This is a genomic window from Ruegeria sp. F11 (assembly GCF_056533855.1).
In genome coordinates, this window is the sequence record NZ_JBQFOW010000008.1 from 34,692 (window position 1) to 57,276 (window position 22,585).

Annotated in this window: 13 protein-coding genes; 4 read left to right on the plus strand and 9 right to left on the minus strand. The window is 59.5% G+C overall.

Going from position 1 to position 22,585, the window contains the following annotated elements; all coding sequences use genetic code 11:
* Position 1 precedes the first annotated feature (1 nt).
* Positions 2-2,431 carry a type VI secretion system membrane subunit TssM gene (tssM, locus tag ACR0NJ_RS12015; protein WP_480817370.1) on the plus strand — a complete coding sequence of 810 codons (2,430 nt, stop codon included), beginning with the start codon at positions 2-4 and terminating at the stop codon, positions 2,429-2,431.
* A gap of 25 nt (positions 2,432-2,456) precedes the next feature.
* On the opposite strand, the gene ACR0NJ_RS12020 is transcribed toward tssM, so the two are convergent.
* From ACR0NJ_RS12020 to ACR0NJ_RS12035, 4 genes are read right to left on the minus strand one after another with little or no spacing between them, the layout of a single operon-like run.
* On the minus strand, positions 2,457-3,599 hold the full coding sequence (locus tag ACR0NJ_RS12020; protein ID WP_480817371.1) for a hypothetical protein: 1,143 nt from the start codon (positions 3,597-3,599) through the stop codon (positions 2,457-2,459).
* Positions 3,596-4,192 carry a hypothetical protein gene (locus ACR0NJ_RS12025; RefSeq protein WP_480817372.1) on the minus strand — a complete coding sequence of 199 codons (597 nt, stop codon included), beginning with the start codon at positions 4,190-4,192 and terminating at the stop codon, positions 3,596-3,598. The genes ACR0NJ_RS12020 and ACR0NJ_RS12025 overlap by 4 nt, the downstream gene beginning before the upstream one ends.
* Positions 4,185-5,555, minus strand: coding sequence for a toll/interleukin-1 receptor domain-containing protein (locus ACR0NJ_RS12030; protein ID WP_480817373.1), 1,371 nt, complete (start codon positions 5,553-5,555; stop codon positions 4,185-4,187). The genes ACR0NJ_RS12025 and ACR0NJ_RS12030 overlap by 8 nt, the downstream gene beginning before the upstream one ends.
* Positions 5,556-5,570: 15 nt before the next feature.
* Positions 5,571-6,866 carry a hypothetical protein gene (locus ACR0NJ_RS12035; RefSeq protein ID WP_480817374.1) on the minus strand — a complete coding sequence of 432 codons (1,296 nt, stop codon included), beginning with the start codon at positions 6,864-6,866 and terminating at the stop codon, positions 5,571-5,573.
* A gap of 431 nt (positions 6,867-7,297) precedes the next feature.
* Here ACR0NJ_RS12035 and ACR0NJ_RS12040 point away from each other — a divergent pair, with 431 nt between their 5' ends.
* Positions 7,298-9,067 (plus strand): adenylate/guanylate cyclase domain-containing protein, encoded by a 1,770-nt coding sequence (locus tag ACR0NJ_RS12040; protein WP_480817375.1) that lies wholly within the window; start codon positions 7,298-7,300, stop codon positions 9,065-9,067.
* A 2-nt stretch (positions 9,068-9,069) separates the two neighbouring features.
* Here the strand turns inward: ACR0NJ_RS12040 and ACR0NJ_RS12045 are convergent, their stop codons facing one another.
* From ACR0NJ_RS12045 to ACR0NJ_RS12055, 3 genes are read right to left on the minus strand one after another with little or no spacing between them, the layout of a single operon-like run.
* Entirely contained in the window at positions 9,070-10,446 is a 1,377-nt protein-coding gene (locus ACR0NJ_RS12045) for a hypothetical protein (protein ID WP_480817376.1), read from the minus strand.
* A gap of 3 nt (positions 10,447-10,449) precedes the next feature.
* The gene (locus tag ACR0NJ_RS12050; protein ID WP_480817377.1) at positions 10,450-13,284 is read right to left on the minus strand and encodes a peroxidase family protein; all 2,835 of its coding nucleotides are present in this window, start codon (positions 13,282-13,284) and stop codon (positions 10,450-10,452) included.
* Between the two features lie 13 nt (positions 13,285-13,297).
* Positions 13,298-15,028: a thiamine pyrophosphate-binding protein gene (locus ACR0NJ_RS12055; protein WP_480817378.1), complete on the minus strand. Its 1,731-nt coding sequence runs from the start codon at positions 15,026-15,028 to the stop codon at positions 13,298-13,300.
* Between the two features lie 221 nt (positions 15,029-15,249).
* On the opposite strand from ACR0NJ_RS12055, the gene ACR0NJ_RS12060 reads away from it, so the two are divergent.
* On the plus strand, positions 15,250-16,821 hold the full coding sequence (locus ACR0NJ_RS12060; protein ID WP_480817379.1) for a formylglycine-generating enzyme family protein: 1,572 nt from the start codon (positions 15,250-15,252) through the stop codon (positions 16,819-16,821).
* A gap of 359 nt (positions 16,822-17,180) precedes the next feature.
* Positions 17,181-18,596 (plus strand): peptidoglycan-binding domain-containing protein, encoded by a 1,416-nt coding sequence (locus ACR0NJ_RS12065; protein WP_480817380.1) that lies wholly within the window; start codon positions 17,181-17,183, stop codon positions 18,594-18,596.
* Positions 18,597-18,661: 65 nt separating this feature from the next.
* Here ACR0NJ_RS12065 and ACR0NJ_RS12070 read toward each other — a convergent pair whose 3' ends face one another.
* Complete coding sequence (locus ACR0NJ_RS12070) at positions 18,662-22,003, minus strand: CHAT domain-containing protein (RefSeq protein ID WP_480817381.1); 3,342 nt, start codon at positions 22,001-22,003, stop codon at positions 18,662-18,664.
* A complete protein-coding gene (locus ACR0NJ_RS12075; protein ID WP_480817382.1) occupies positions 22,000-22,575 on the minus strand; it encodes a hypothetical protein in 576 nt (191 codons plus the stop codon). Before ACR0NJ_RS12075 ends, ACR0NJ_RS12070 begins: the two co-directional genes overlap by 4 nt.
* Positions 22,576-22,585 lie beyond the last annotated feature (10 nt).

Below are 22,585 nucleotides of genomic sequence, written 5' to 3' on the forward strand. Positions count from 1 at the left end.
GATGCTCCGCTTTCTTTTCCGCGTTCTGATGGCTCTGGTCCTGACCGGGCTGATCGCGCTTGTGGCGATGTTTCTTTATCTGATGCTGGTGACGGATGGCACCGTTGCCGCCGTTTTGATCCTGGCCTTTCTTTTGGTCGTAGGGGCATTTGTCTATTTCCGTCGCAACAAGAAGCCCAAGTCCAAGGATGAGAAATCGGAGGCGGCCCGCCAGATGCGGCGCACCCGGTTCTACGTCGCGCTTCAACTGGCCCCGACTATTCTGATCGCCATTGCCTGTTTCTGGATCATCGAACGATCCTACCGCCACAGCATCAACACCATGGTTACGCTGCAGCAAGACCTGGACGGCCTGTCCATAAGCGCCAACCAGCTTGGACCGGACCGTCGGCTTGAGCAGACAGGCCTGATTTTGAACCGAGCCCAGAATATGCAGCGGGTCGACGAGAAGTTCCTGTCTCTGCCCCGTCTGAACCCGGTTTCCGAGGCTGGCAGGCTTCGCAATCACTATCACGAATTAATCGGCAGCCATTTCCGCACCAGCCTTATGTATCGGCTGGAACAGCAAATGACGCAGAACCTGAACAACCCGCGATATCTAAATCAGGCGCTGCGCGTGTATCTGATGTTGGGTCAGGCAGGCCCAACCAATGACGAAACCATCCGCGTCTGGATGCATTCCGACTGGGCCACTTCCCTTCCGGGTCAATTCACCGATCAGGAGGTCCTGCAAAATCACCTGAACGTCATGCTCAGCAACGCCCGGCGCAGCCGCTATCCGCTGAATCTTCCGTTGATTGAGAACGTGCGGGCCGTACTTGCGCGCGAACCGCTGGCATCGCGCGCATATTGGGAAATCATCGACGGCCCCGAAGCCAAAAGACTGCCGCAGTGGGAGATCAGCGAACAAGGCGGCCCCGACACCGCACGGGTGTTCACACGCGCCTCGGGCCGCCCCCTGACTGCCGGGGTGGAAGGGTTATTCACGCGCCGCGGATTTCACGAGGTCCTGCTGACCGGTCTAGCCGGTGCAATTGACGAGATGCAGCAGCACAATTGGGTTTTGGGCGAATACGGACAACCCGACCTGACCGAGGTCCAAAAAGCCGAAATCGCACAGGATGTCTTGTCGTCATACTATGACGACTACGTCCGCCTCTGGTCCGAACTGCTGGCTGATATCGACATCGTTCACGCCGACTCGCTGGGACAGGTGGTCCAGATCACAAGACTTGCCGCACGCCCGACCTCGCCGATCCTGCGGCTGATGAATGCGATTTCCGCTGAAACCAAACTGGCGGAATTCGAGGAACCCACAGCGGGGATCGGTATAGCCAAGGCAGACCAGCAGATCACAAAAAGCCTTAACGTTCCCCAGACGCGGGCGTTAACCCGGGTCACGACACTGCTGCAACAGCAGCAGCAACAGGCACAACTTCCGACCGCGCTGCCAGGGCAGTTCGTTGACGACTATTTCGGCTGGCTGCATCAGATGGTCGATGGCAACGCGGGCACACCATCCGAACTTACCGATTTTGTCGAGGTCGAACTCGGATCGCTATACCGCGAACTTAGTGTTCTGGGCACGTCCGCTGGCTCTCAGCCAATCCCCAGTGAACTGACGGCTGCAGACAACCTGCGCAGCATCGGCCAAAACCTGTCCGCCCCACTGAACCGCTGGTCGGTTCAGTTTGCGACCCTGGCGACCGATGCGTTTCGCGCGCCCGTGCGGTCGCGGTTGAATTCTGATTTCCAAGCGCAGGTCTCTGCCCTTTGCGAGGTGACCACGCAGGGGCGTTACCCATTTGCTCCGGAGTCCTCCGTCGACACCAACCTGCAGGACTTTAATACTCTGTTTTCTCCCGGCGGGATCATCGACTCGTTTTTCAACGCGAACCTGAATTCTATGGTCGATCGCAGCCGGAAGCCCTGGCGTTGGCGTCCTGCGGCGGCAGATTTGCAAATGTCCGACGCGGCGCTGAGAATGTTCGAAAACGCAGCTGAAATTCGCGACGTTTTCTTTAGCGCAAGCGGCTCGGCCAACGTGGCGTTTTCCCTTTCCGTCGAGGCGCTCGACCCCAAGGCCTCGGCCGTCGCGATAGATTTTCAGGGTAGTAGCTTGTTTATCTATCAGCACTCATTCCCCGGCCGCGATTACATGTTCAGTTGGCCCCAGACCGGCGGGATGCTGTCGATGGAATTGCTGTCGGACGCACAAGAGGTCGTATATGGCGTTTACGAAACGGGCGATTGGGCCCTGTTCCGTTTATTCGACAAAATGGACATTCACCGCGAAAAATCTTTGGACATATATCGCGCCACTGTAGACCTCGATGGCCGGTTGGTGATCTTGCGCATACAAACATCGTCTGTGCTGAACCCGTTCAACAGTCAGGCGGTCCGAGACTTTAGCTGCGTCAATTCACTGTAAGTTGGACCCGCAGCGGGTTGTTCTGTCAGCCAGAGAATAACTCCTCAGCTAAAGACACCAAATCGAAGAGAAGAACCAACACCGACGCAAGCGCCAAAAGAGCGATCCAAACTGCCGAGCCGCCATCGATCCCTTTGTTGCCCGACAGATTTCCGATGCGGGTCGAGGCAATGCGACCGGCTTCGCCTGCAACCAGTACAGCCATCGTAAACCGGTAAGGGTCTGTCATGCCGGTGCTCAAAGCGACAGGCATGGCTATAGGAACAATGGTCAGAACCGCGACGATTGGGCCGCCGCAGAACCCCATGAACGCCGCAAAGAGCAACGAGATATACGGCATCATTTGCACCAGATCGAAATCCATGTTTCGGATCGGAAGGCCCATGACGGCGAACCCAGCGAAGAACGAAGCCGTCAGGAAGGTGGCGATCAGCGAACCGGCATCGATCGCCCCTGTTTTCAGCGTATCGGACAAAACCGCAAAACCGGCGCGCTGGTACAGGACGTAAGCCAGCCACAAAACCGAAAACGCCAACGCCTCGGACGGTGTGAGAACGCCCAGAAGAACAGCCGCCGCGAATGATGGTATGGCCAGATAACCAGACCAGTCGGTGCGAGAGTACCCCTTTGACTCCAGCGGGTGTTCCCGTGGTCCCAGGTACATTGTGAGGAAAACAAAACTCCCCGCAAGGATAAGTGGCGGGACGATGTTCCGAGCGATGCTGGTTTCAGAAACAAGCGCCACCACAATTGGCCCAACGGCCAAGGGGGCAAACTGCGCGATGGTCGACAGATACTGGGATAACGGTGCCGCCGTGGCAAATTCGGCGCTTGTAGGTGCTTCGTCAGCCGCCAGCGCCCCCGCGCCGCCGCCCACAACTGCGGCCCAGCTATTAGGCAGGGGGCCTTCTCCATTGGGTGGCATGTAAAGCGTTGCAAAAAGTCGCGCTGCGAAGATGGCAAAGAACAGGACCATGATCGTGTAGCCGCCTAGCACCGACAGAATGACTTGCTGGCTAAACCCTAAGAACATGCGCGCTGGCAGGCCGGACAAGACAAAGAGCACTGCCCCGCCAACGGCAAAGACAATAGGTGGCCAAATACCAAAGAGAATGGGCAGGCCGATCCCTAAAACAACGGCAATCAGAGGGATCAGATCGGCCGTCATGGTCCCTCCTGACCACGCAACAGGCGTATGAGCGCAACAATGGCTGCGACACAGAAGATGACGACTACGGCAAAGTAAGTCGGGAAAAGCTCAACGTCGAAAACATCGTGCCGCCATCGGCGCAGATAGGTGCCCAGAGCGATCTGATACTGCAGATAAACAAGGATCACTGCAAACCCGACGGCTCCTAAACGGTTGAGCCACAAAGCCGTTCCATTGCGGCGGGCGGCTTTGCCAATCAAGGCAAACCGGTCACTGCCAATCGCGACCGCGATTACAAGCGCGTTTGCTACCAGAAAGATAAGATCAAATGGAAGAAGAAGCGCGGTTTTGAAGACATAGCGGCTCACCACGGCGCTGGCTACGACAGCGGCAAGCAGCAGGAAAGCAACGCTGAGTGCAGCGCCCGCCCCGGCCCGTTTGCCTGCACGTATCAGGCGTTCGGTCCGGTCGGCATTGTCCTGAAACAACTCGCGGGTCGGTTCGTCAAAGCTCAGCTCGACACGCCGGTTTCGCCATCTTCTGAACGACCAGTACAGCACCGCCAAAAGAAGCAGCGGAATGAATGAAGCAAGAATCGAGGGTTCATTCATACGTCCCCTCCTGCATCATGACTTTGGCTGCGCCGTACAGCTTGTCGACCACCAAATCATGATCCATCGGCACGTATTGGCACGAGGCAAAAATCATCGCCAGCCCATCCGACAAGGTCGCACTTTCCTCAAGCGCTGCCAGAATGGGCTTGTCCAATGCGTCGGCGAATTTGATCTCGCGGCGGCAATACTTCGATTGCACAAACGCGTCCGTGACCACGCAGAATATCCCCGCCGCGCCACGCACTTTTTGCTCAAGCGCAGTGTCCCATTCCTGTGCGGGCTGTATCTGGGCATCGGTCCAGATGCGGATGCCTTTTTCCCGCAGGGTCAGAACCAGCGGTTCGACCCGATCCCAGTCGTCACGGGCATAGGACAGAAACAGAAACGGCTCGCCCTGCATATCCGGCGCTTGGGTTTTGGGGGGAGAGGCGATGGGGCCAAACGCCTCGGCTGCGTCAGGATCGGGAACACCCAGATGCTGCGCCAACGGGTCTAACAGCACCCGAGCCAGCCGTGCAGGTTCATCCAGAAAACCGTTCGCATCCATATCAGCACCGGGTTCGAGAATGCCGGGATGGGTCAGATAACCCAGCGCTTCCGCTTCCAGATCATCTGCCGGTTCCAGCTTGGGCACATAGCCTGATGCGCCCAGAGGGTGCCCGGACACGGCGCGTTGCGCCTCTTCTTCGACCACACGCAAAAGGTTTGGCGGTGCGACCAGAGCCTCGACCACATGGGCCGTCGCATTGGCCAGCGCCTCGCTTCTGGCGACCTGGTCTTCGGCAATCGCATCGGGGGCACCTTGCGCCTTAAGCGCGGTGGCGGCGTAACGCGCTTTGCGCATCACTTCGGGATCGGGGCGTCCGGGGGCCAGGGCGCATTCGTAGCGAAACGCGGCCCCCAACTGATCTGCGCGGGCCAGATTCTGCCCCAGAAGCGTGAACAGGTTGACCGGTAAATGCAGCCGGGCACTACCGTCGCCGGTGGTTACATCGGTGTGGATACTCCACTTTTCAGCTTCCGGGTCCAGAAAGGCCTCGCCGAAATCCTCAGCCGAACCGGGTGAACTGACCTTGACATCCCCATGTCCGTCCAACCGAAAGAACCCGGCCAGACTGTGCCGGAGCGCATCTTCGTGCCGGGTCTCGCAGACCGCGCCAAGCGTCAGGCAGACCGGACCGTCCGGGTGCGATTGGACAGACAAAAACCGCGACAAGGCAGGCAAGCCTGCAAAACCCCGCAACGCGACCCGCATATGGCCCCAGATACGCACCGAGCGATCTGTTTTCTTGGCAAATTCGACCCGCAAGGCGCCCTGAATAACGGTGTCATCTTGCCGGTCAATCGTCAGAATATGCATTGCGCACCCAACAGCTTAACGGATCGACCAGCGTCGCGAGTTGTTACTGCGTTCGCTGTTCTTCCTCTTGTCAAAGCGGTCTTTGTCCAACGCGCTGTCGCGATCACCCCGAATGATCTGAAAGTCGATCTCCTGATCAATTTCGAACTCTTTCATCATCGCTTTGACGACGTCCGACGTGTCCCGGTGCACAACCTCGGACAAGCTGTTCAGGTCGATCAGATCGAACTGGTTCGGGATGTACAACTCTTCCTTAACGGCCCGGAACTCGACGATCGAGGTCATGTCGGACAGCGCCGAAATCGCTCTGGTCTCGCCCCATTTCGCCCAGTTCACAAAGCTCTCCCAACCGACATAGATATCTTTGCCGAACTGATAAATGTGGATCTGCGCCACGCCTTGCCCCTTGGTGACGACGATGCGGTCACGCTCTTCAAAGCCGCGGGGCGTTCTGAAGCCATAGGTTTCTTCTTCGACCATAAGCCCGTTTTCCGCATGATCTCTCAGCGCTTTAAGGATACGGGCCTTCATATCCGCCAGACGTTCGCCCAATTGCGGCACAACCGTTTGCCACGAATCCACGGACAATAGCGCCCGAGGCGAGGTATCGGGTGTGTTGATGACCGAGACCTTTTTTTGCCGCCGCGCCAGGATCACCAAAGCAGCGGCGATCACCAGCAGCCCGAGAACAAGGACGATACCGCTGGATGACCCGACAAAGGCAATCACAGCCCCGGCAATCAACAGAAATCCGGGCCCCGAGAACCGCAGTTTATTGCGATAGATATCGCGTATGCGATTGGAATGCCGGGTTCTGGCAAAAGGAATGAAGGCCAGAAAAAAGGATTCAAACCTGTCCTGCCACGGGGTATAGCCGCTTGGCTTAGGCCCCTTCTGGATGGTGTAGGCAACCCATTCCGCCGCTTGCTGTTCCCCGAAATACAAGCGGTTGAAAACGGCGATCTTCTTCCGCCCATCGTCGGCCCGTGCGGTGGTGACCACATCATGTTCGTGATACGGGCGGGTGTCGATGATGATCTGCATCTCACAGCGCACGCGGGGGTCGCTGCCCTCGGGCCGGGCTGCGTTGTCCGGCAGCCAGGCCTCGACCTTGAGCCAGGGCGGATAAACCCCGTTGACCGACCTTGTCACCAGCGCCTTGACGTTGTGCCGCTCCAGTTCCGCTTCGATGGCGGCGATAAAGCGTTGCCGCTGTTCATAGGCCCGAAGCCAGGCCGAGCTTTGGGACACCCGCAGTTCTGGCCGAGCATCAATCAGATTGGCCGGGTTGTTTTCTGCAATCTGGTCCATCGCAAACTCCTGTCGAAATCTTTAATGGCGAAAGAACTTAAACCTAAGAATCCTTGTAAAGCTGTGACCTTGCCCAAGAATATGAGCAGTCTTATCGTTGCATTGTATACTAAATCTTAGCAGCACAGGCCCGATCTGTCACGGAAACAGCTTTCTGTGTCTTTCGTCCGATACCGAATGGAATCCCAGACAAGTTGCAAAAAGCGTGGTTTGCAGGCGATCCGTTTCGTGACATGCTCATGTGGGGATTCCTTCAACCGGAATGGACGGATCGATGGCAGGAAACTGCGGTCGGTCCCGGTTTTCGTACTTTCCTGCGCCATATCAGACGGGCTGGGAAGTTAACACGGGGGCTTCCACTGACCGCCCAGAATGATAACAGGGCCCTATACGACCTGAACTCTGAATAAAATCACGACCGAGTACCGTTAGTGACGCACAGCAGACCAGAAACCCAGATCACGCAAAAGCTCGGCGCAGTGCTGTTTGCGGATGTTGTCGGGTATTCGCGTCTGATGAACGAGAACGAGCTTGATACCTACAGCGCGCTGAAGTCCCTGCTGTCCCGGCTTGAAGACACCTGCACTCAGTATCAGGGCACCATTGTCGAGGTCCGCGGCGACGGCATTCTAGCCCTGTTCGACACCGCAACCAGCGCGGTCGAGTTCAGCGTCGAACTGCACCGCATTGCGGCGGAGCACAATCAGAAGCGCGACAAGGACCACCGGATCAAGTTCCGGGCCGGTGTCCATATGGGCGAGGTTCTGCTCGACGAGCGCGGCGTTCATGGTGACAACGTAAACATCGCCGCGCGCCTGCAAGAGATTGCCGAGCCGGAACGAGTATTCATCAGCGCCGCTGTCTATGAGCAAATCCGCAACCGCCTGCGCTATGGCTATGAATTCCTTGGCCCCAAGCACCTCAAAAACATCCTGGCCCCGGTGGCCACCTATTGCGTCCGCAGTGAGGTCGAGGGCGCGACGATGGCGGCAACTTTGCGTCCTGAATTGCATGAGGGCAATATGCAGCGGCCCGACATGCCCTCGGTCGCGGTGCTGCCGTTTTCCAGCGCCAGTGGCGACCCAGAGGACAGCTGGATTGCCGAGGGGTTGACCGACGACATCATCATGAACTTGTCGAAGTTCCGGAACCTTTTCGTAATCGCCCGCAACTCGTCCTTCTTCTTCAAGGCCGAGACGATGCCCCCGAAAGAGGCCGCCCGCAGACTGAACGTCCGCTATATCGCCAGGGGTAAAATCCGTCGGTCACAAAGCCGCATCCGGATCACTGCGGAACTGATTGATGTGAACTCGGAACGCACCATCTGGGCCGAGCGCTTTGACCGAAAGATTGATGACGTTTTCGACATTCTGGATGAAGTGACCGAATGCATCGTCGCCGCCGCCGCCGTGATGATCGAGTCGCAGGAAAAGCAGCGGATGGCGCAGGCCACACCCTCGGACCTTGAGGCCTACGGCGCGGTTCTGAAGGGCCAGCATTACATCTTCAAATACACTCGCAACGACAATCAAAGGGCGCAAAACTGCTATGAGTTCGCCCTTGAACGCGACGATGGCTATGCTCGCGCCTCGGCAGCGCTGTCGCGAACGCTGAACATCAATTGGCGGTATTCATGGGACAACAGCGCGGAAAACGCGCTGGATCAGGCGCTATCTTATGCCCAGCGGGCCATTGATCTGGACCCGACTGATGCACGGGGGTTTGGTGAACTGGGCTTTGTTCAGCTTTACCGCAAGGAACATGACTCGGCGATCCAGTCCTACAAGCGGGCTTTGGCGCTGAACCCGAACGATGCAGACCTGCATTCGGACTTTGCCGACGCGCTGGCGCATTCCGGCGATAACGAGGGCGCGATCTCACATCTCAAGCAAGCGATGCGGCTGAACCCCTATTTCCCCGACCAGTATTTGTGGCATCTGGGTGGTGCGTATTTCAACTTGAAGCGCTACGGGGATGTTATTGAAACCGTGAACAAAATGCACAACCCGACCGAGGGTCAGCGCATGCTCGCCGCCAGCTATGCGCAACTGGGTGAGCTAGAAATGGCGCGGCAGGTTGCCGACAAACATCGCGAAGTGCATCCAAATTTCTCGCTGTCCCGCTGGGCCGACATTCAGCCCGACCGGCTGGAAACCGACACGCAGCATTTCCTTGAAAGCCTCAAGATGGCCGGTTTCTGAGGTCACGCTTCCCAGTTGTCGTCATGCGCGCGCTGCGCTGCCGTCAGGCCGTTGTCGAAATAGGTGTCGTAGTATTCGTTTTCCACGCGGTGGGTCTGCAACCAGATGCCCGGCGCGTGGATCGCCTCGCAATGGGCGGGGAAGCGACCGTGCGTTTTGTGAATATAGGTGCAGATGTCACGGGCGCAGTCGATGACGTCTTGTTCGTACTCGCCTGCCTCTTCCAGATACTTGTCGCCGAATTCGCCTTTGTAGATGCGTTCGAACAGCGCCTCGTTCTTATAGATACCGTCGGGCCCGAACTTGCCTGCAATCACCGCGTCAACCGCGTCGGACATGGTCGGATAGTACGGCGGGCATTTGCCCTTGATCAGATGTTCCCCGTGATGCCGCAACCCAACGGCATGCGCCCGAACATGTTTCATCGCTGCAACCGGCAACGTGTGCCAGCGCAACAGGTCCATCACACGCCATTTCGGCGTCACATAATCAAAACCCAACATCTTGCCGTATCGGTCACTGAATTTCGGATCGCCCATCAGCACCGGTGGGGAGATCGCCGCGTGAATCCACCCGCCTAGCCCCAACGCCTCGGTCACCAGAAACAGGTTCTGGATTAGCAGGTCGGCCTCGATCTGCGTGCGCATCTGGCCCAGAACGCCCAGCGGAATTTTGATGTCGGGGTTCAGGAATCCTTTCTCAATCCATTTCTTTACGCCCGCAGGCTGATAGAAGTTGCGGTCATCCACGATAACAGGCCGCGCGTTTTCCGGCTGCGTCAGCAGGTACATCAGCGCGTTGATGTACTGGTGTGACAGGTCCACCACCGGAAAGAAGATGGTCGAGCCCGGTGTGTTCGACAGAAAGCGGTTCGAATCCAGATAGGCCGGGAAATCGCGCATGTCGCCCGGTACATCGATGCGGCGGTCGAGGATTTGGACCTTCGCCTGCTCGGCCCGGTCAATCAGCACCTCGGGCGTCCAGGTGTTGGTCCCGCCTTCCAGCGGATCAAGACGGCGCAAGAAATAGGTGCCGCTGTCGTTGATCATGAAGAAATGCGTGCCTTGGGCGTTGTCGGGGCTGCCCGCCGTGCGCCCCTCCATCACCAGATTGGGTTTCGACATGATCGGATCACCGCTTTCATCGTCGAAAAACGGCCGGTCCGGCATGGTCATGCCCGAGGCCCCGGTGGCGGCGATCAGGATCGCCTCTTGCAACGGTGACAGGGGTGAGCGGTCGTTCTTGGATTCCCAACTCAGCGACCCCGCCACCACGTTCGAGCCCCGGCTGACACGCTTGGTGCGCCGGTTCCACAGGGTTTCAGCGGTCTTGGCGAACACAAAGGATTCAAGCCCCTTGGAAATTGAGTTTTTGGCCATACCTCAGCCCTCCTGCACGACAGACCACGGTGCAAAGGCCGTGGCGTTCTTTGGCAGCACCGGCGCGAATTCCGGGAAGTGCCGCAGCAGCACCGATTTCATCCCGTTCTGCGCGATCCAGTCCATGCCCAGCGGCGTGTAAATCTCGGGCCGGAAGTCGGTGGTCAGGAACCGATCCGACTGCAACCGGCGCGAGGCCATCAGGATGAATACCCTGAACGCAGTGTCCGAGAAGCCAAACCCGTCCGGGGGCGTTTCGCCCAGCAGGCCGATCACCGTATCGACCTTGCCGATATCGCCATACAGCTCTTTCAAGATACGGTTGGTTTCCGGGCTCGCGGTCAGGTCGTCCCACTCGGTCACCGGCGGCATGTGCAGCCCTTTGCGGAATTCGTTGTACCGAGGCACCCGGCGGGCGCGGGTTCGGACGATATCGACCACCGAGAGGTCAATGATCTCACCCTCACGCTCCATGTTTTGCAGGGTTTTCGGGAAATTGTGCAGGGTGATTGCACCCGGATGTGCGATGCCCTGCGAATAAAGACAATCGCGCAGACCCAAATCGCGCAGTTGTTCGTCCGTTTGCTCTCCCTGAATGTCCAGAAAACTGCGACGCGCCTTTTCCTTGCCGGTTTCGAAATTGTAAAAGATGTAGTCGTCCGGGATCAGGGGGTGCATCCGGTAGACGGTGGCGAATTCCTCGGTCAGGGAATAGCGCGCGGTGTGATGATCCGGCTCGGTCTCGGGGATGCCTTTCAGCGCATGGGTGTCGGTCAGCCAGATGCCCAGACGCGTCAGCCAGGATTTCGGCGGGCCATACCAGTTGGTCTTCATGCCGATATCCAGCGCCTCGGTCCCGAGGATCGCCGGTGTCCATTCCACAGTATGTATCTTGGCGATCAGCGCCGACACGATCAGTCGCGCGGTTTGATAGACGCGCTCATCATCCATCGTCGGATACGCGGCCTTCAATTCATCGCACAACACATTGTGTTCGCGGGCAAAAAGCGTGTGTAGCGTTGACAGGCCAAGCCACCAGCTTTCGTTGAAGCCAGTCAGGGAAAAACCGTGAACGTTCTCAGGCAGGTACTCACCGTCCTTAAATTGATCCAGCCTGATTTTGGGCCCGTCCCGCAACTCCATCGCGGCCTCGGTGCTGACGCCGTACACCTGCGAGCCGTCCCACCAATGCGAGTTCTGATTGGCGAACAAGAACGGGTCATCCGCCCCTTCTTTCGGGACATTGCCGCCGATGCGCATCTCGCGCTCAGGCTTGCCGTCGACAGAGTTCGTCCAGTCGGGATAACCGTCCGGCACAGGCACCACATCGTCGTCTTCACCCAGCTTGCGCCGTTCATGTGCCACCCAATCGTGAACCTGAAACTGAATCCAGGACGCGGCCAGAATGTTGAGGATCTTGGCAGGGATAAAGGCCTGTCGGTCCATCAACTTGCGCGCCACCTCATACGGATTGGGGCTGCCGTCGGGTTGCACTTGCGGCGGCATATTGCGGCCAAACGTGGCCCCCGCCGCCCCCATCTGCGGATCGGACAGGTCGTTATAGCTGCCGTCATGGGTGCGGTAGACCCGGTGTTCTGCTTTGGGTTCCGGCGGCACCGCGCGGGTACTTGGCACAGGCTCTTCCGGGTCGGTGTCAATCAGGCTTTTCTGCCGCAGGTCATGGCGCAAAGCATCCAGGTTCAGCATCTGCAACAACACGCTGGGAATCCGGTGCCACGGCACCCGCCGGTTCACCACCCGCAGGATCGACCGCGCAGCAGTGCCGAAAATCCGGTTCTGCATCGGCGGCGGCGGGGCCTTGAAGCGTTTGCCCTGCCGATGCGCGGCCGAGGCATCATACGCCGCCCTCCGCGCCCGGTTCAGATTGCCTAGCGGGCGGAACTCATCGGTTGTGTTCCACGGGTTGAAGCCCATTCGCTCAATCTCAAGCGCTTCGGCCAGAGCGTCGGGCGTTGACAGATCGCGCTGCGGCAGGACCAGTTCGGCCACTTTGACCGGGGGAGATACCATCTCGCTCCATTCATGGGCAGCGTCTTCGATGGGTGTCTGATCTTCTGCATAGAAGCGCTGCACAAACAGATCGAAGGTAATGTCCCCGCTGGCCTGCCGCGCGGCGTATTCCGCCGATAGCCGCCCTGCCCCGGTGAACGCTCCCTGGAACCCGGACATCCCGGGCGCAGGTTTGAATGTGTAGCGTACCGCCTCGGACCCCCAGGCAATCGCGCCCCGGCTCCAATAGCTTTCCAACGCAACGCTTTCGCATTCGCGCAGCGCGGTACGAACATTGCCCAGCATCCGGCGCGTTTCCGACAGGCCCAGAACGAAGCACAGCCGCACCAACCCCACCAGTTTCGACAGCCGTCCGCCGGCCAGCGCGTGGGCGAAGACTACGAACTGCCGCGCATTGCGGGCATGGGGGACCGCGAAGTTGGTGGCCAGCAGGTCGTGATCCACGCCCTCACCCTCGGTCACGCGGACAGCCAGACCGCGCAGGTCCTTATCCTCGTCCGACTGGGTCTGCGACGAGGCGTTCGAGAACCGCACCATCGCCGGAAAGCACGCGCCGGGTTGGGCGAAACCGACCTGCAGGTCGTCGGGCAGGTCCTCGACAAAGCGCAACTCGGCCCCCTTGAACGCCGCAATCGGCTTTTTGTGAAAGGCCCGATCCACGCCCCGCGCCTTGGCCGCGGCCATGGATTTGAGCTGCGCAGCCATCATCATCTGGGCAAGCTCTTTGGTTTCCTTCAACTCGGCTTCGGGCGATCCGCCCACATAAACCTCGCGCCATTTCGGCTGTTTTTTCGGGCTGCCGTCCATCGGAACCTCCTGCTTACAATCCAAACCGGTCGCGCACACCTGACCAGATCGCGGCCAGCACGCCCTCGGGATGCGGTGAGTAATTGGGCAATGCCAGACGCGTGATCCGCGCGTCGATCAGGCAGGGTTTTCCGCTGGCCAGCGCGGCGCGGAACGCGTCTTCGAACTCGTCCAATCGGTCCACCGCATAGCCTTCGGCCCCGCAGGCGCGGGCGTAGGCAGCGTAATCGGGGTTATCGAATTCGACCAAACCCGTCTTCCGGAAGGCTGACAACTGATACAGCTTAATCAGTTTGAATTCGCGGTCGTTGAAGATCACCCAGATCACCGGGATGTCGTACTGCACGGCGGTCATCAGTTCGAAACCGCTCATCAGGTACGAGCCATCGCCCACGGCGGCCACCACCGGGCGGTTCATTTCGGCAAACTTCGCGCCGATCGCGCCGCACACGCCGATCCCCATCGGCCCATAGGTGCCCGGCTTGCGGAAGTTCTGTCCCTCTTTCAGTTCCAGATAATACCCGGCCCAGGCCGCATGCGCGCCCGCATCCGCCAAAACGATCCCGCCCGGAGGCAGCATCTGGGAAATCTTCTGCACCATCTCACCCGGATGCAGTTGCTTCTGCGGAGAGATGATGAACCTTTCGTCATAATCCTTGGGCCGATAGTCGCGTTTGGGCACCGGGCCGATATCGGCATCCATGCGGTCATACAGCCCCTGCATCACCTGCTTGGCATCGCCCAGAACCACGTGATCGGGTTTGTAGAATTTGTCGAACTCTCCGGCGTCGATGTTGACGTGGATCAGCGTCTTGCCGTCGAAAAGCCCGTCGTGGAAATCAAAGGTCGCGTGTTGCGCAAACGAGTTGCCAACCGCCAGCACCACATCCGCGTCCGAGAACAGCTCCCACGCCGCCTTGTGGCCGGAATCGCAATAAAGGCCGATGGCCAGAGGGTTCTCCTCATCCACGATGCCTTTGCCGTCCATCGTGGTCAGCAGCGGGATCTGAAACCGTTCGATGAATGTCTCGGTGATCTCATTCGCCCCGGCCCGGATTGCGCCAAATCCAGCCAGCAGCACCACGGTCTTTTCGGTCTTGATCGCGTGTTCCAGAACCTCTGCTGCCTTGTCCAGCGCGGCGGGTTCAGGGGTGACACCTATCTGCGGCAGGCGCAGTGGCCGGAAATTGGTAACTTCGACCTTGGGGTCAGTGATGTCTTCGGCGATTGCCACATGCACCGGGCCGGGCCGCCCTTCAAACGCGATGTCGATGGCTTTCTGCAGCGTGTCGATCAGATCGTCCGGATCCGTGACCAGAAAATCAGCGGGCTCGCCCGTGGCCGGGTCTTTCTTGGTTGCGGCACGGAACATCATCCGCGAATCCGGTGTGCGCGCCAGCCCCGAGGTTTCGTTCAGCCCGCCCCGCCCCTGCCAGGCGACCGTCGAATATCCGCTGACGGCCAGCAATGGGTAACTGTCGGTCAGCGCCACGCACATGCCCGAAAGCAAATTGAACGCCCCCGGCCCGGCGGTTGCGAAACAGAAACCCAGCTTGTCGGTGAACATCGCGTGACCGCAGGCCATGAAGGACGCGCCTTGTTCGTTCTTTGCAATGACGGGTCGGATTTTGTCAGAAGCATCCAGCGCCAGCATCATCCCGGCCGCGTTCTCCCCCGCGCCGCCATACGCTGCATCAACGCCAATTGTTTCTAAAGCAGCGACAACTGCTTCGTAAACTCGCATAATGTGCTCCAAAAAATTTGAACAATAATTGCTCACGATAACAAAAATTAACGTTTCGCGAAACAGTCTCGGTGCGAATGCACGCAAAAGCAGAGTGCGACCGGCCTGCGAGCCCGCGCAGTCAACCGAAATGCCCCGATCTTGTCGGTTGAAGTTCAACCGATTTGTGCAAAACTGACCAGCGCGGTTCATGCGGACTGCTGGTTGAAGGAGGCCCCGAGTTGCCCGTTTCCATTCGTTTCTGCCTCGGGTTATTCCTGACCTGGTGCGTGCCTGCGCTGGCAAATGACGGGCAATGGCCCGAGCTTCTGACAGACCCCTCCAGCAAGTTCCACGGCCCGGCGGACCTGATCCTGCCCATGCCCTGCGGCGGCGGGATGGCGTTTCAACGCGTGAACGTACCTGTGGATGTTGCAAGCCCACTGTCCGACAGGCCGTTTCGTATGGGGCAGTCTGATGCCGATACCGCATTCTCGGATTACCTGAAGCCCACATATTTGCGAGGTGCTTTCGACGACCCGGAAACTCAGGTCAGTTATTATTACATCGCGCGCTATGAACTGAACGAAGGGCAATACCGCGCCATCAACGGCGACTGTGATGGCGGTTTCAAACCTGTTGACGCCCGTGCCAAAGGCGGGCTGACTTGGTTTCAGGCGGTGGATGTCTCGCGCGCCTATTCGGAATGGCTGATGCAAAACGCGCGCGACAGCTTGCCCCAGCAAGGGGACAGGATCGGGTTCTTGCGCCTGCCGACCGAGCCGGAATGGGAATTCGCCGCCCGTGGCGGGGCCAAGGCGGATGCCTCGGTCTTTGCGGCGCGGCGCTTCTTTTCCGAAGGGTCTTTGACGGACTATGCGGTCTATCTTGCGCCGGGTACCGGCAGCAAGAAACTGTCGATCATCGGCGCGCGCCGCGCCCCGAACCCGCTTGGTCTGTTGGACATCTACGGAAATGCCGAGGAACTGATGCTTGAGCCCTTCCGCCTGAACGCCATCGGCCGCACCCACGGCCAACCCGGCGGGCTTGTGACGCGGGGTGGCTCGGTCGATCAGGAGGACGCCCAGATTTACACGGCGCGGCGGAATGAATACCCGATGTTCAGCAACCTGACCGGCAAAGCGCTGGCCGGAGAGTATTTCGGCGTCCGGCTGGTGATCAGCGCAACCGTGGTCTCGGAAGACCGGTATGACGCCATCCGCACCGGCTGGACAGAGGAGGCTGACAGGTCAACGGAGTCCGAGGCTGACCCGCTGTCCACGCTCAAAGCGCTGCTGGAGGAGGAAGTCGACCCCCGCCGCCGGTCGGCGCTGGGTGATTTGCAATTGGAATTCCGCATTGCGCGGGAAGAGGCGGCTGAGTCCCTGTCTCAGGCGGCCAAGTCGACCTTGCTAAGCGGCGCGGCTTTTGTCGAAACGCTGATCGAGGGCAGCCGGGAAATTCAGCAACTGGAGCGTGACAGCCGCAGGCTGCTGGACACCGTTCAGGTCACGGTGGGCGATCAGCGGGCGCAGTTGATGCAGACGCTGAACCTGAATCTCGACCGGCTGGATGCGCTGCGTGCCAGCCGGGATACCTATCTGCTGTCTTACCGGGCCGCGCTCGAAACGCTGGGATCGGATGTTGAGACCGAGATGCGTGAAACCGCCTATTCGGTACTGGCGCAAGACCTAGCCGAGGCCGAACAGCTTCAGCTTCTGGATATGCTTAACCGGTTCTGGGACGACATGGGCGCGTATCTGGAGTCTCCGGACATGGAAAAAGACCAACTACTGCAGACCGCGATACAATAGCGTACGTAAAGCCACGTAAGTGGTTGGTTTTTCGTAATGCCCCACGCTGATGCGAATCATTTTGAGACCTCAGTCCAGACTGCTGCTGACTCACTTTTAGCGAATGTCGCGCCCGCAGATCGAACTTTAAGGAGAATCACGGACGCGTGAGCACACCAGGGAAACACATATCGAGAGCGCGTTTTTTCAATTTCTTAACAGAGACTTAATTGACGGAATCGGCCTCAGAACCTTGCCTGGGCCAAACAACCCGCTAGAAATGGTTGGATGCAATGCGGTGACATTTTTTGTAACATGCATTGAATCACATGTTTACGTAAATATTACGGTGCAACGTATTTGGTATGGAGGTAACTGAAATGCGGTTTCAGTTTGTTAGTAAATCAATCGGTGGCGCGCTTCTGGCCTCCATGTTCATCACCACCGGGGTAAGTCGCGCTCAGGCTGATCTTGCGGATGTTATCATCGGCGCGGGTGCGGCGGCCATTATCGGATGTGCTTCGGGTGCCCTGAATTGTAAGGGCAAGCAGCAAAGACAGCGGACAACCCGGACTCAGCCCCGCGCGACCGTGAATTCTGCGGCACGTCAGCAAAACCGTCAGATTCAAACCGCGCTGAACGGGTTTGGCTGGAATGCAGGTACCGTCGATGGCGTAATGGGGAACCGAAGCCGTGCGGCGATCCGGGATTATCAGGGATACATGGGCTACCCGCAGACCGGGCAACTGTCGGATTGGGAACGCCAGAACCTGATCGACGGCTGGCAGAAATATCAGGCCGGTGCCGGTGGTGCCTATCCGCGTACCATGGCCGCCGAAGGCCCGCGTGGACTGCTGAACATTGGCCGTGATCCGAACTATGCGTCGCGCTATGGCGATCTGGTGGGCACAAATTACGGTGCCAACAACGAAGGTACGATCAACCGCTGGGGCGACAATGGGACTCAGAACGCGGCCATTCAGCCTCAGACGCAGGTGCCTCAGGTCCAGCCCGTAGCGCCGCAGCCTCAGGGCGGTCAGGTGATCGGGAATGCCGGTGGCGCGGTGCCCAAGCTTAAACCGTTGCAGCCTCTGGGTCAGGTTGCGGCCTCGGCGGCGGCCCGCTGCGAGTTGGTGGATCAGACCACGCGCATTCAGGGCGGCGTCGTTCAGGCGACCAACATGACAGACCCCAACCAGGCGCTGAGCGAGAAGTTCTGCGAAGCGCGCGGATTTGCGATCACGCAGGGCGGCACAGTAGCGTCGCAATATGCGGTTTCTGAAAATGAAATGACCGCGCTGTGCGAACAGATTGCCACAGGGTTTGGCGACACGATTTCAGGTCTTGGAAACGCCGCTCCGGCGCAGATCATTCCGAGCGTTCAGTCCACAGCACAGCAATTGGGCCTGAGCGATCCTGCGACGATGGGCGTCTACGGGCAGATTTGTATCGGCATCGGCTATCGCCTCGACAATGCGGAAATGGCTCTGGCGGGAGCGCTGACGATGATGGCAGCCGGCAACGAGCCTTACGGCGAACTGGTCGGACACCATCTGCGTGAAGGTTTTGGCGTACAGACCTCTGCCACAGCGGCAACACCTTGGTACGTGAACGCGATGGATTCGCTTGAGCGCGGCGCAACGCCGGTCTTCGTGCCCAGCACGACGCCCGAGCGCATTCAGGTCATCCGCACAGCGTTGCAGGTCCAGAGCCAGCGCGCAAATGGTGGCAACCATACGTTGCCGAAAGTTGTACCGGTTTCGAACACGCTGCCGGCCCTGACGCCGAAGAACTGAGCGATATCGACAAACGTTGCAAAATGGTCAGCCTTCGGGCTGGCCATTTTCCTTTTGGGGCACGGTCAACCGCCGCCAATCATCAGAAACGGGGCCCATACAGACGGGTGCGCATTGGTCAGCAAAGACTGATCGCGCGTCTGATCTTCTGAGAGTTCCAGCATAGCACGGCGCAACGCCTCGGCCTTGCCTGTCCCGGTCTGCGACAGGCCGACCGTGCGGGTAATTAGCCGCTCAGCCGCCTGATCATCGACCCTCCAATGTGAGGCCAACACGTTGCGCGCACCCGCAGCGAAGAACCCCTGGACCAGCCCGCCCAGCCCCTCACCGCCCAGCGTGTCCTCGCCTGCGGTGTCACAGGCCGAAAGGATGACCCAGTCGGCATCCAGGTTCAGCCGGGCGGCCTCGGACGCCGTCAAAAGACCATCGCGATCACCGGTCAGATCGTTTCTCGCAGTCAAATCGGGGGTCAGCGCCAAGGCCGGTTCCGACAACCCCTCGAACGCCCCGGAAAGCAGGCCATGCGTTGCGAAGTGCAAAATATCCGCCTTCGCCAATACGCCTGCGTCATTGAGCGCCTTGATCTGAACCTCGTTCGCCTCGGCCCCCAGCCGGACCTCGCTGCGGCCAATGCCGAACACGTCGGCCAAGGTTTCTATTTCACGCCGGGTTCCGGGCAAGGCCGGTAACGCGCTAACCGCTTTCATCCGCTCGGACGCAGACCGCAGCATGACCGTATCCGTGCTGGGCAAGGCCGCATATTGAGCGCCTGAAAATTCAGGCGCGCCGATCCCGACATAGGCCAATCGGCTGGCCTGCGGCTGCTGCGCCCGACCCACGCGCAACGCTTTTAGCGCGTGTACCGAGGGCACGACCTGCAAGGCCCTCTCATGCCCCAGCCACCGTATCCGGCGCAGTTCTTCCGCAGTACGACGCTGCACCGGGGCGTTGGCGCGATCATCGCTTGCAATCAGGGCCGCAAAAGGGATGCCCATCGTCTCGCCATAGGGCACCAGCGTCCAGACCGGCTTGGAATCGATCAAGGCCGCGATCTCAGGTTCACCGAAGAAGGCTTCGTGCAGGCGCTGCGCGGCATCGAAAGCGAAAGGCGCTGAAAGCCTTGGTTCCGCTCCCGAGCTCTCCTGAACACTCGCCAGCGGTGCCCTGAGCGCCGCCATCCGTTCAGGTCCTTTCGGGTCGAGTGATTGATGCAGAGCGCTTATGTCTTGAACTACCTGCGACCAATCCAACGGTATCTCGGCCAGCACCGCTTTGTCCTGAGTGACCGCCAGCACCAAACCTTTGACCGCGTCTTCACTGGCGCTTTGTGTCGTTGCGGTCAGAAGCGCGATCAGGGCCTCATCCGGGTTCAGAAGGTTCTTCTGCACGTCGATCAGGTCCGCCGGGGCCGGAATCTGCCATTCGAAATACTGGGCGAAATCGGCGGACATTCGGGATCGCAAACGGTCGAGGTCCGTATTCTGCCCTTCGGCGGGCGTGTTCAGAACCGCCTGTTGCCAGTCCGCCGCCAGTTTGACGAGTTCCGGATCCTCGGCAGCCTCGCGGATCGCTGCGCGTGCAACCGCCACCGATGCCGGGCCGTATCCGGCCAGTTGCATCGCCTCGAACGCCATGTGGGTCAACCGTTCTTTTTCAGCAGATGTACCGCCTTCAGCCGCGCGCAATACTGCCGAGGCGTAAAGCTCTCCATAAACTTGCCCCTGCAAGTTCAACGCTGCTGAGTTCACCTGACCTTCCAGCCATTGGAGGCCGCGCAGATACAGCAAAAGCGCATCGGTGCCCTCGTCAAAGACCTGCGCCGCAGAGGCGTAGCGCCCGCTTTTCAGCAAAGCCGAACCCTTGGCATCGGCCAGCCTGTAGTCGATTTCCGGGTCGGCCACAGAGCGTTCTGCCCGGCGCTTGTTGATTTGTGCGCCGATCACAGACAGCGCGCGGTCAAACTGCCCCGCTTCCGACAGATAAAACGCATAGCTGAGGTGCGAGGCATAGGCTTCGAACCGCGTGCCGTGCCTGCTTTCTTCATCAGCGAGGCGACGCAATACCTCCAGATCATCCGGCGTCGGTCTTTTGCCTTCGTCGGTTCCGTCCCAAAACACCGCGTGACTGCCGGAAGTGGGCAACGCGGCAACCTGAATCTCCTTATCTTTCGCCTGAATTCTGCGGGCTTTGACACGCAGAGTTTCCCGGTGATGCGGCCCCAATTCCTGCGTCATGATTGCGATCGAAAGCTCGTAAAGCGGTTTGGCTTCGGCAAACATAAGGCGGTAACTGACCAAGAAATCCGCCAGCGAGAACAAAATCTCGGCCCGGCGTGTCGGCGGCGCGGCTTGAGGATGCTCGGTTGTCAATTCCAGCGCTTCCAGAAGCGCCTTTTCGTAATTGTCCAGTTCGCCATTGGCCAGGTTGTGAGCGGCCAGATTCAGCAGCGCATCCAGTCGAACGGAAGGGTCCTCGCTGGTGAGAGCCCCGTCGGTGATCTGGCGGTTCAGCGCGCGCGCTGCGAACTTACGGCCTTCCGCACGCTCGATCTTTTCAAGCGTCCGGCGGGCGAATTGCGTCACGTCATGGCCCGGAGGCAGGCTACGCAGCGCGTCGTCCAAAACGGCCTGCGTGACGGACCGGCCCTCGGTCAACTCCCCCGCGCCTTCCAGGGCCATGCCATAGCGCAGACGGGCGAACAGCCCCTGTTCGGTGTCCGACGCGCCCTGCCTATGGTCGATGACAACAACCCGCCGGGCCGGGCCCAGCGCCGCTTCGAATGCACCCAGTTCCGTCCACACATTCGTCAGACCCACAAGCGCCAGTCTGAGTTTCTGGCCGTTGTCGCCGCCTTCCTGCGCAGCGTCAACTGCCGCTTGGAAGGTTCGGCTCGCCTGCTCGGGGTCGCCCATGGTCTGCTGCGCCATGCCGACCAGAATGGCGGTGTCCAGACCTGCAGGACCGGCCAGTTGCCCGAGATTGTCAAGATCAGCCAGAAGCGCCTGCCCCACCTCCAGCGCCTCCGGAGTTCGGCCCCGTACCAACAGCAGGCTTCCGTATTCGTAGCGAACGTAAAGACCCTGCTGGTTGGTCCAAAGACCTTCGGACCGCGCCGCGCCGACAGCTTTCTCATAGGCGCGTTCCGCGCCTTCGGTGTCGCCCATGTGGAACAGCATCTCGGCCACAAGACCATATTGCGACACGCCGCTTGTCCCTTCTGGGCGCTGGCCCTGATCAATCATCTGCTCAAGTTGAACGGCCAGTTTCCGGGCGGTCGCGAAGTCCTGTGCGACAAGCGCATGAACGGCTTGCTCGCGCAACGTCTCCACCCGGGTCTGTGCCGTCAGGGGCTGACTTAACAGCAGCAGGGCGCAGACACATCCTATCAGCCCGACACGTGCCCTCATCCCGGCACCTCGCATTTCGGGCGGGTTGTCTGCGGAACAAATAGCGCGACCCGGCCAGCAGCCGTCCCGGCATTGGTGATCCGCAATCTAGCGCGCGTACAGGATTCGACCCAGACATACAGCAAGGCGGCAACCCCTTCGACGCCTGTCTGCGGCTGAGTATCAGCGGCCAACCCCGTGCCATCGGTCCCGGTCAGGACGACATCTATGTTGGCACCCTCTGACCCGCGCCACAGGCGGGCCTCGACCCAGGTCAGTTCACGGCCCACAAGCACGACCTCCACCTCATGCGCCTCGCCGGGGGCAAGCTCCAGATCCAACCGGGCCGCCCCGCCCAACTGACCACGGGATTTTGAGGCAACAATGGCCTCGAGCAGGTCCGCCCCGCCGGGCATGGCCGCCAGTTCATCGGCGAAGTGAGAGACGGAAAACGGGTCGTCGCGATCCAGCGTGCAGCCTACCTCAAGCAAAACCGACAAGCTGTCGGCTAGCGCATGCGGGTTGCGTGTTTCGACCGCCCAATCCGCTGCGATCTGTGCGCTCTGCCTGCTGTCCAGTGCAATTGCCGCCACGGCCCAGACC

What these genes read in the sequence shown, in the direction of transcription:
- tssM (WP_480817370.1), top strand. Translation starts at nt 2, where the DNA reads ATGCTCCGCTTTCTTTTCCGCGTTCTGATGGCTCTGGTCCTGACCGGG.
- ACR0NJ_RS12020 (WP_480817371.1), bottom strand. Translation starts at nt 3,599, where the DNA reads ATGACGGCCGATCTGATCCCTCTGATTGCCGTTGTTTTAGGGATCGGC.
- ACR0NJ_RS12025 (WP_480817372.1), bottom strand. Translation starts at nt 4,192, where the DNA reads ATGAATGAACCCTCGATTCTTGCTTCATTCATTCCGCTGCTTCTTTTG.
- ACR0NJ_RS12030 (WP_480817373.1), bottom strand. Translation starts at nt 5,555, where the DNA reads ATGCATATTCTGACGATTGACCGGCAAGATGACACCGTTATTCAGGGC.
- ACR0NJ_RS12035 (WP_480817374.1), bottom strand. Translation starts at nt 6,866, where the DNA reads ATGGACCAGATTGCAGAAAACAACCCGGCCAATCTGATTGATGCTCGG.
- ACR0NJ_RS12045 (WP_480817376.1), bottom strand. Translation starts at nt 10,446, where the DNA reads ATGGCCAAAAACTCAATTTCCAAGGGGCTTGAATCCTTTGTGTTCGCC.
- ACR0NJ_RS12050 (WP_480817377.1), bottom strand. Translation starts at nt 13,284, where the DNA reads ATGGACGGCAGCCCGAAAAAACAGCCGAAATGGCGCGAGGTTTATGTG.
- ACR0NJ_RS12055 (WP_480817378.1), bottom strand. Translation starts at nt 15,028, where the DNA reads ATGCGAGTTTACGAAGCAGTTGTCGCTGCTTTAGAAACAATTGGCGTT.
- ACR0NJ_RS12065 (WP_480817380.1), top strand. Translation starts at nt 17,181, where the DNA reads ATGCGGTTTCAGTTTGTTAGTAAATCAATCGGTGGCGCGCTTCTGGCC.
- ACR0NJ_RS12070 (WP_480817381.1), bottom strand. Translation starts at nt 22,003, where the DNA reads ATGAGGGCACGTGTCGGGCTGATAGGATGTGTCTGCGCCCTGCTGCTG.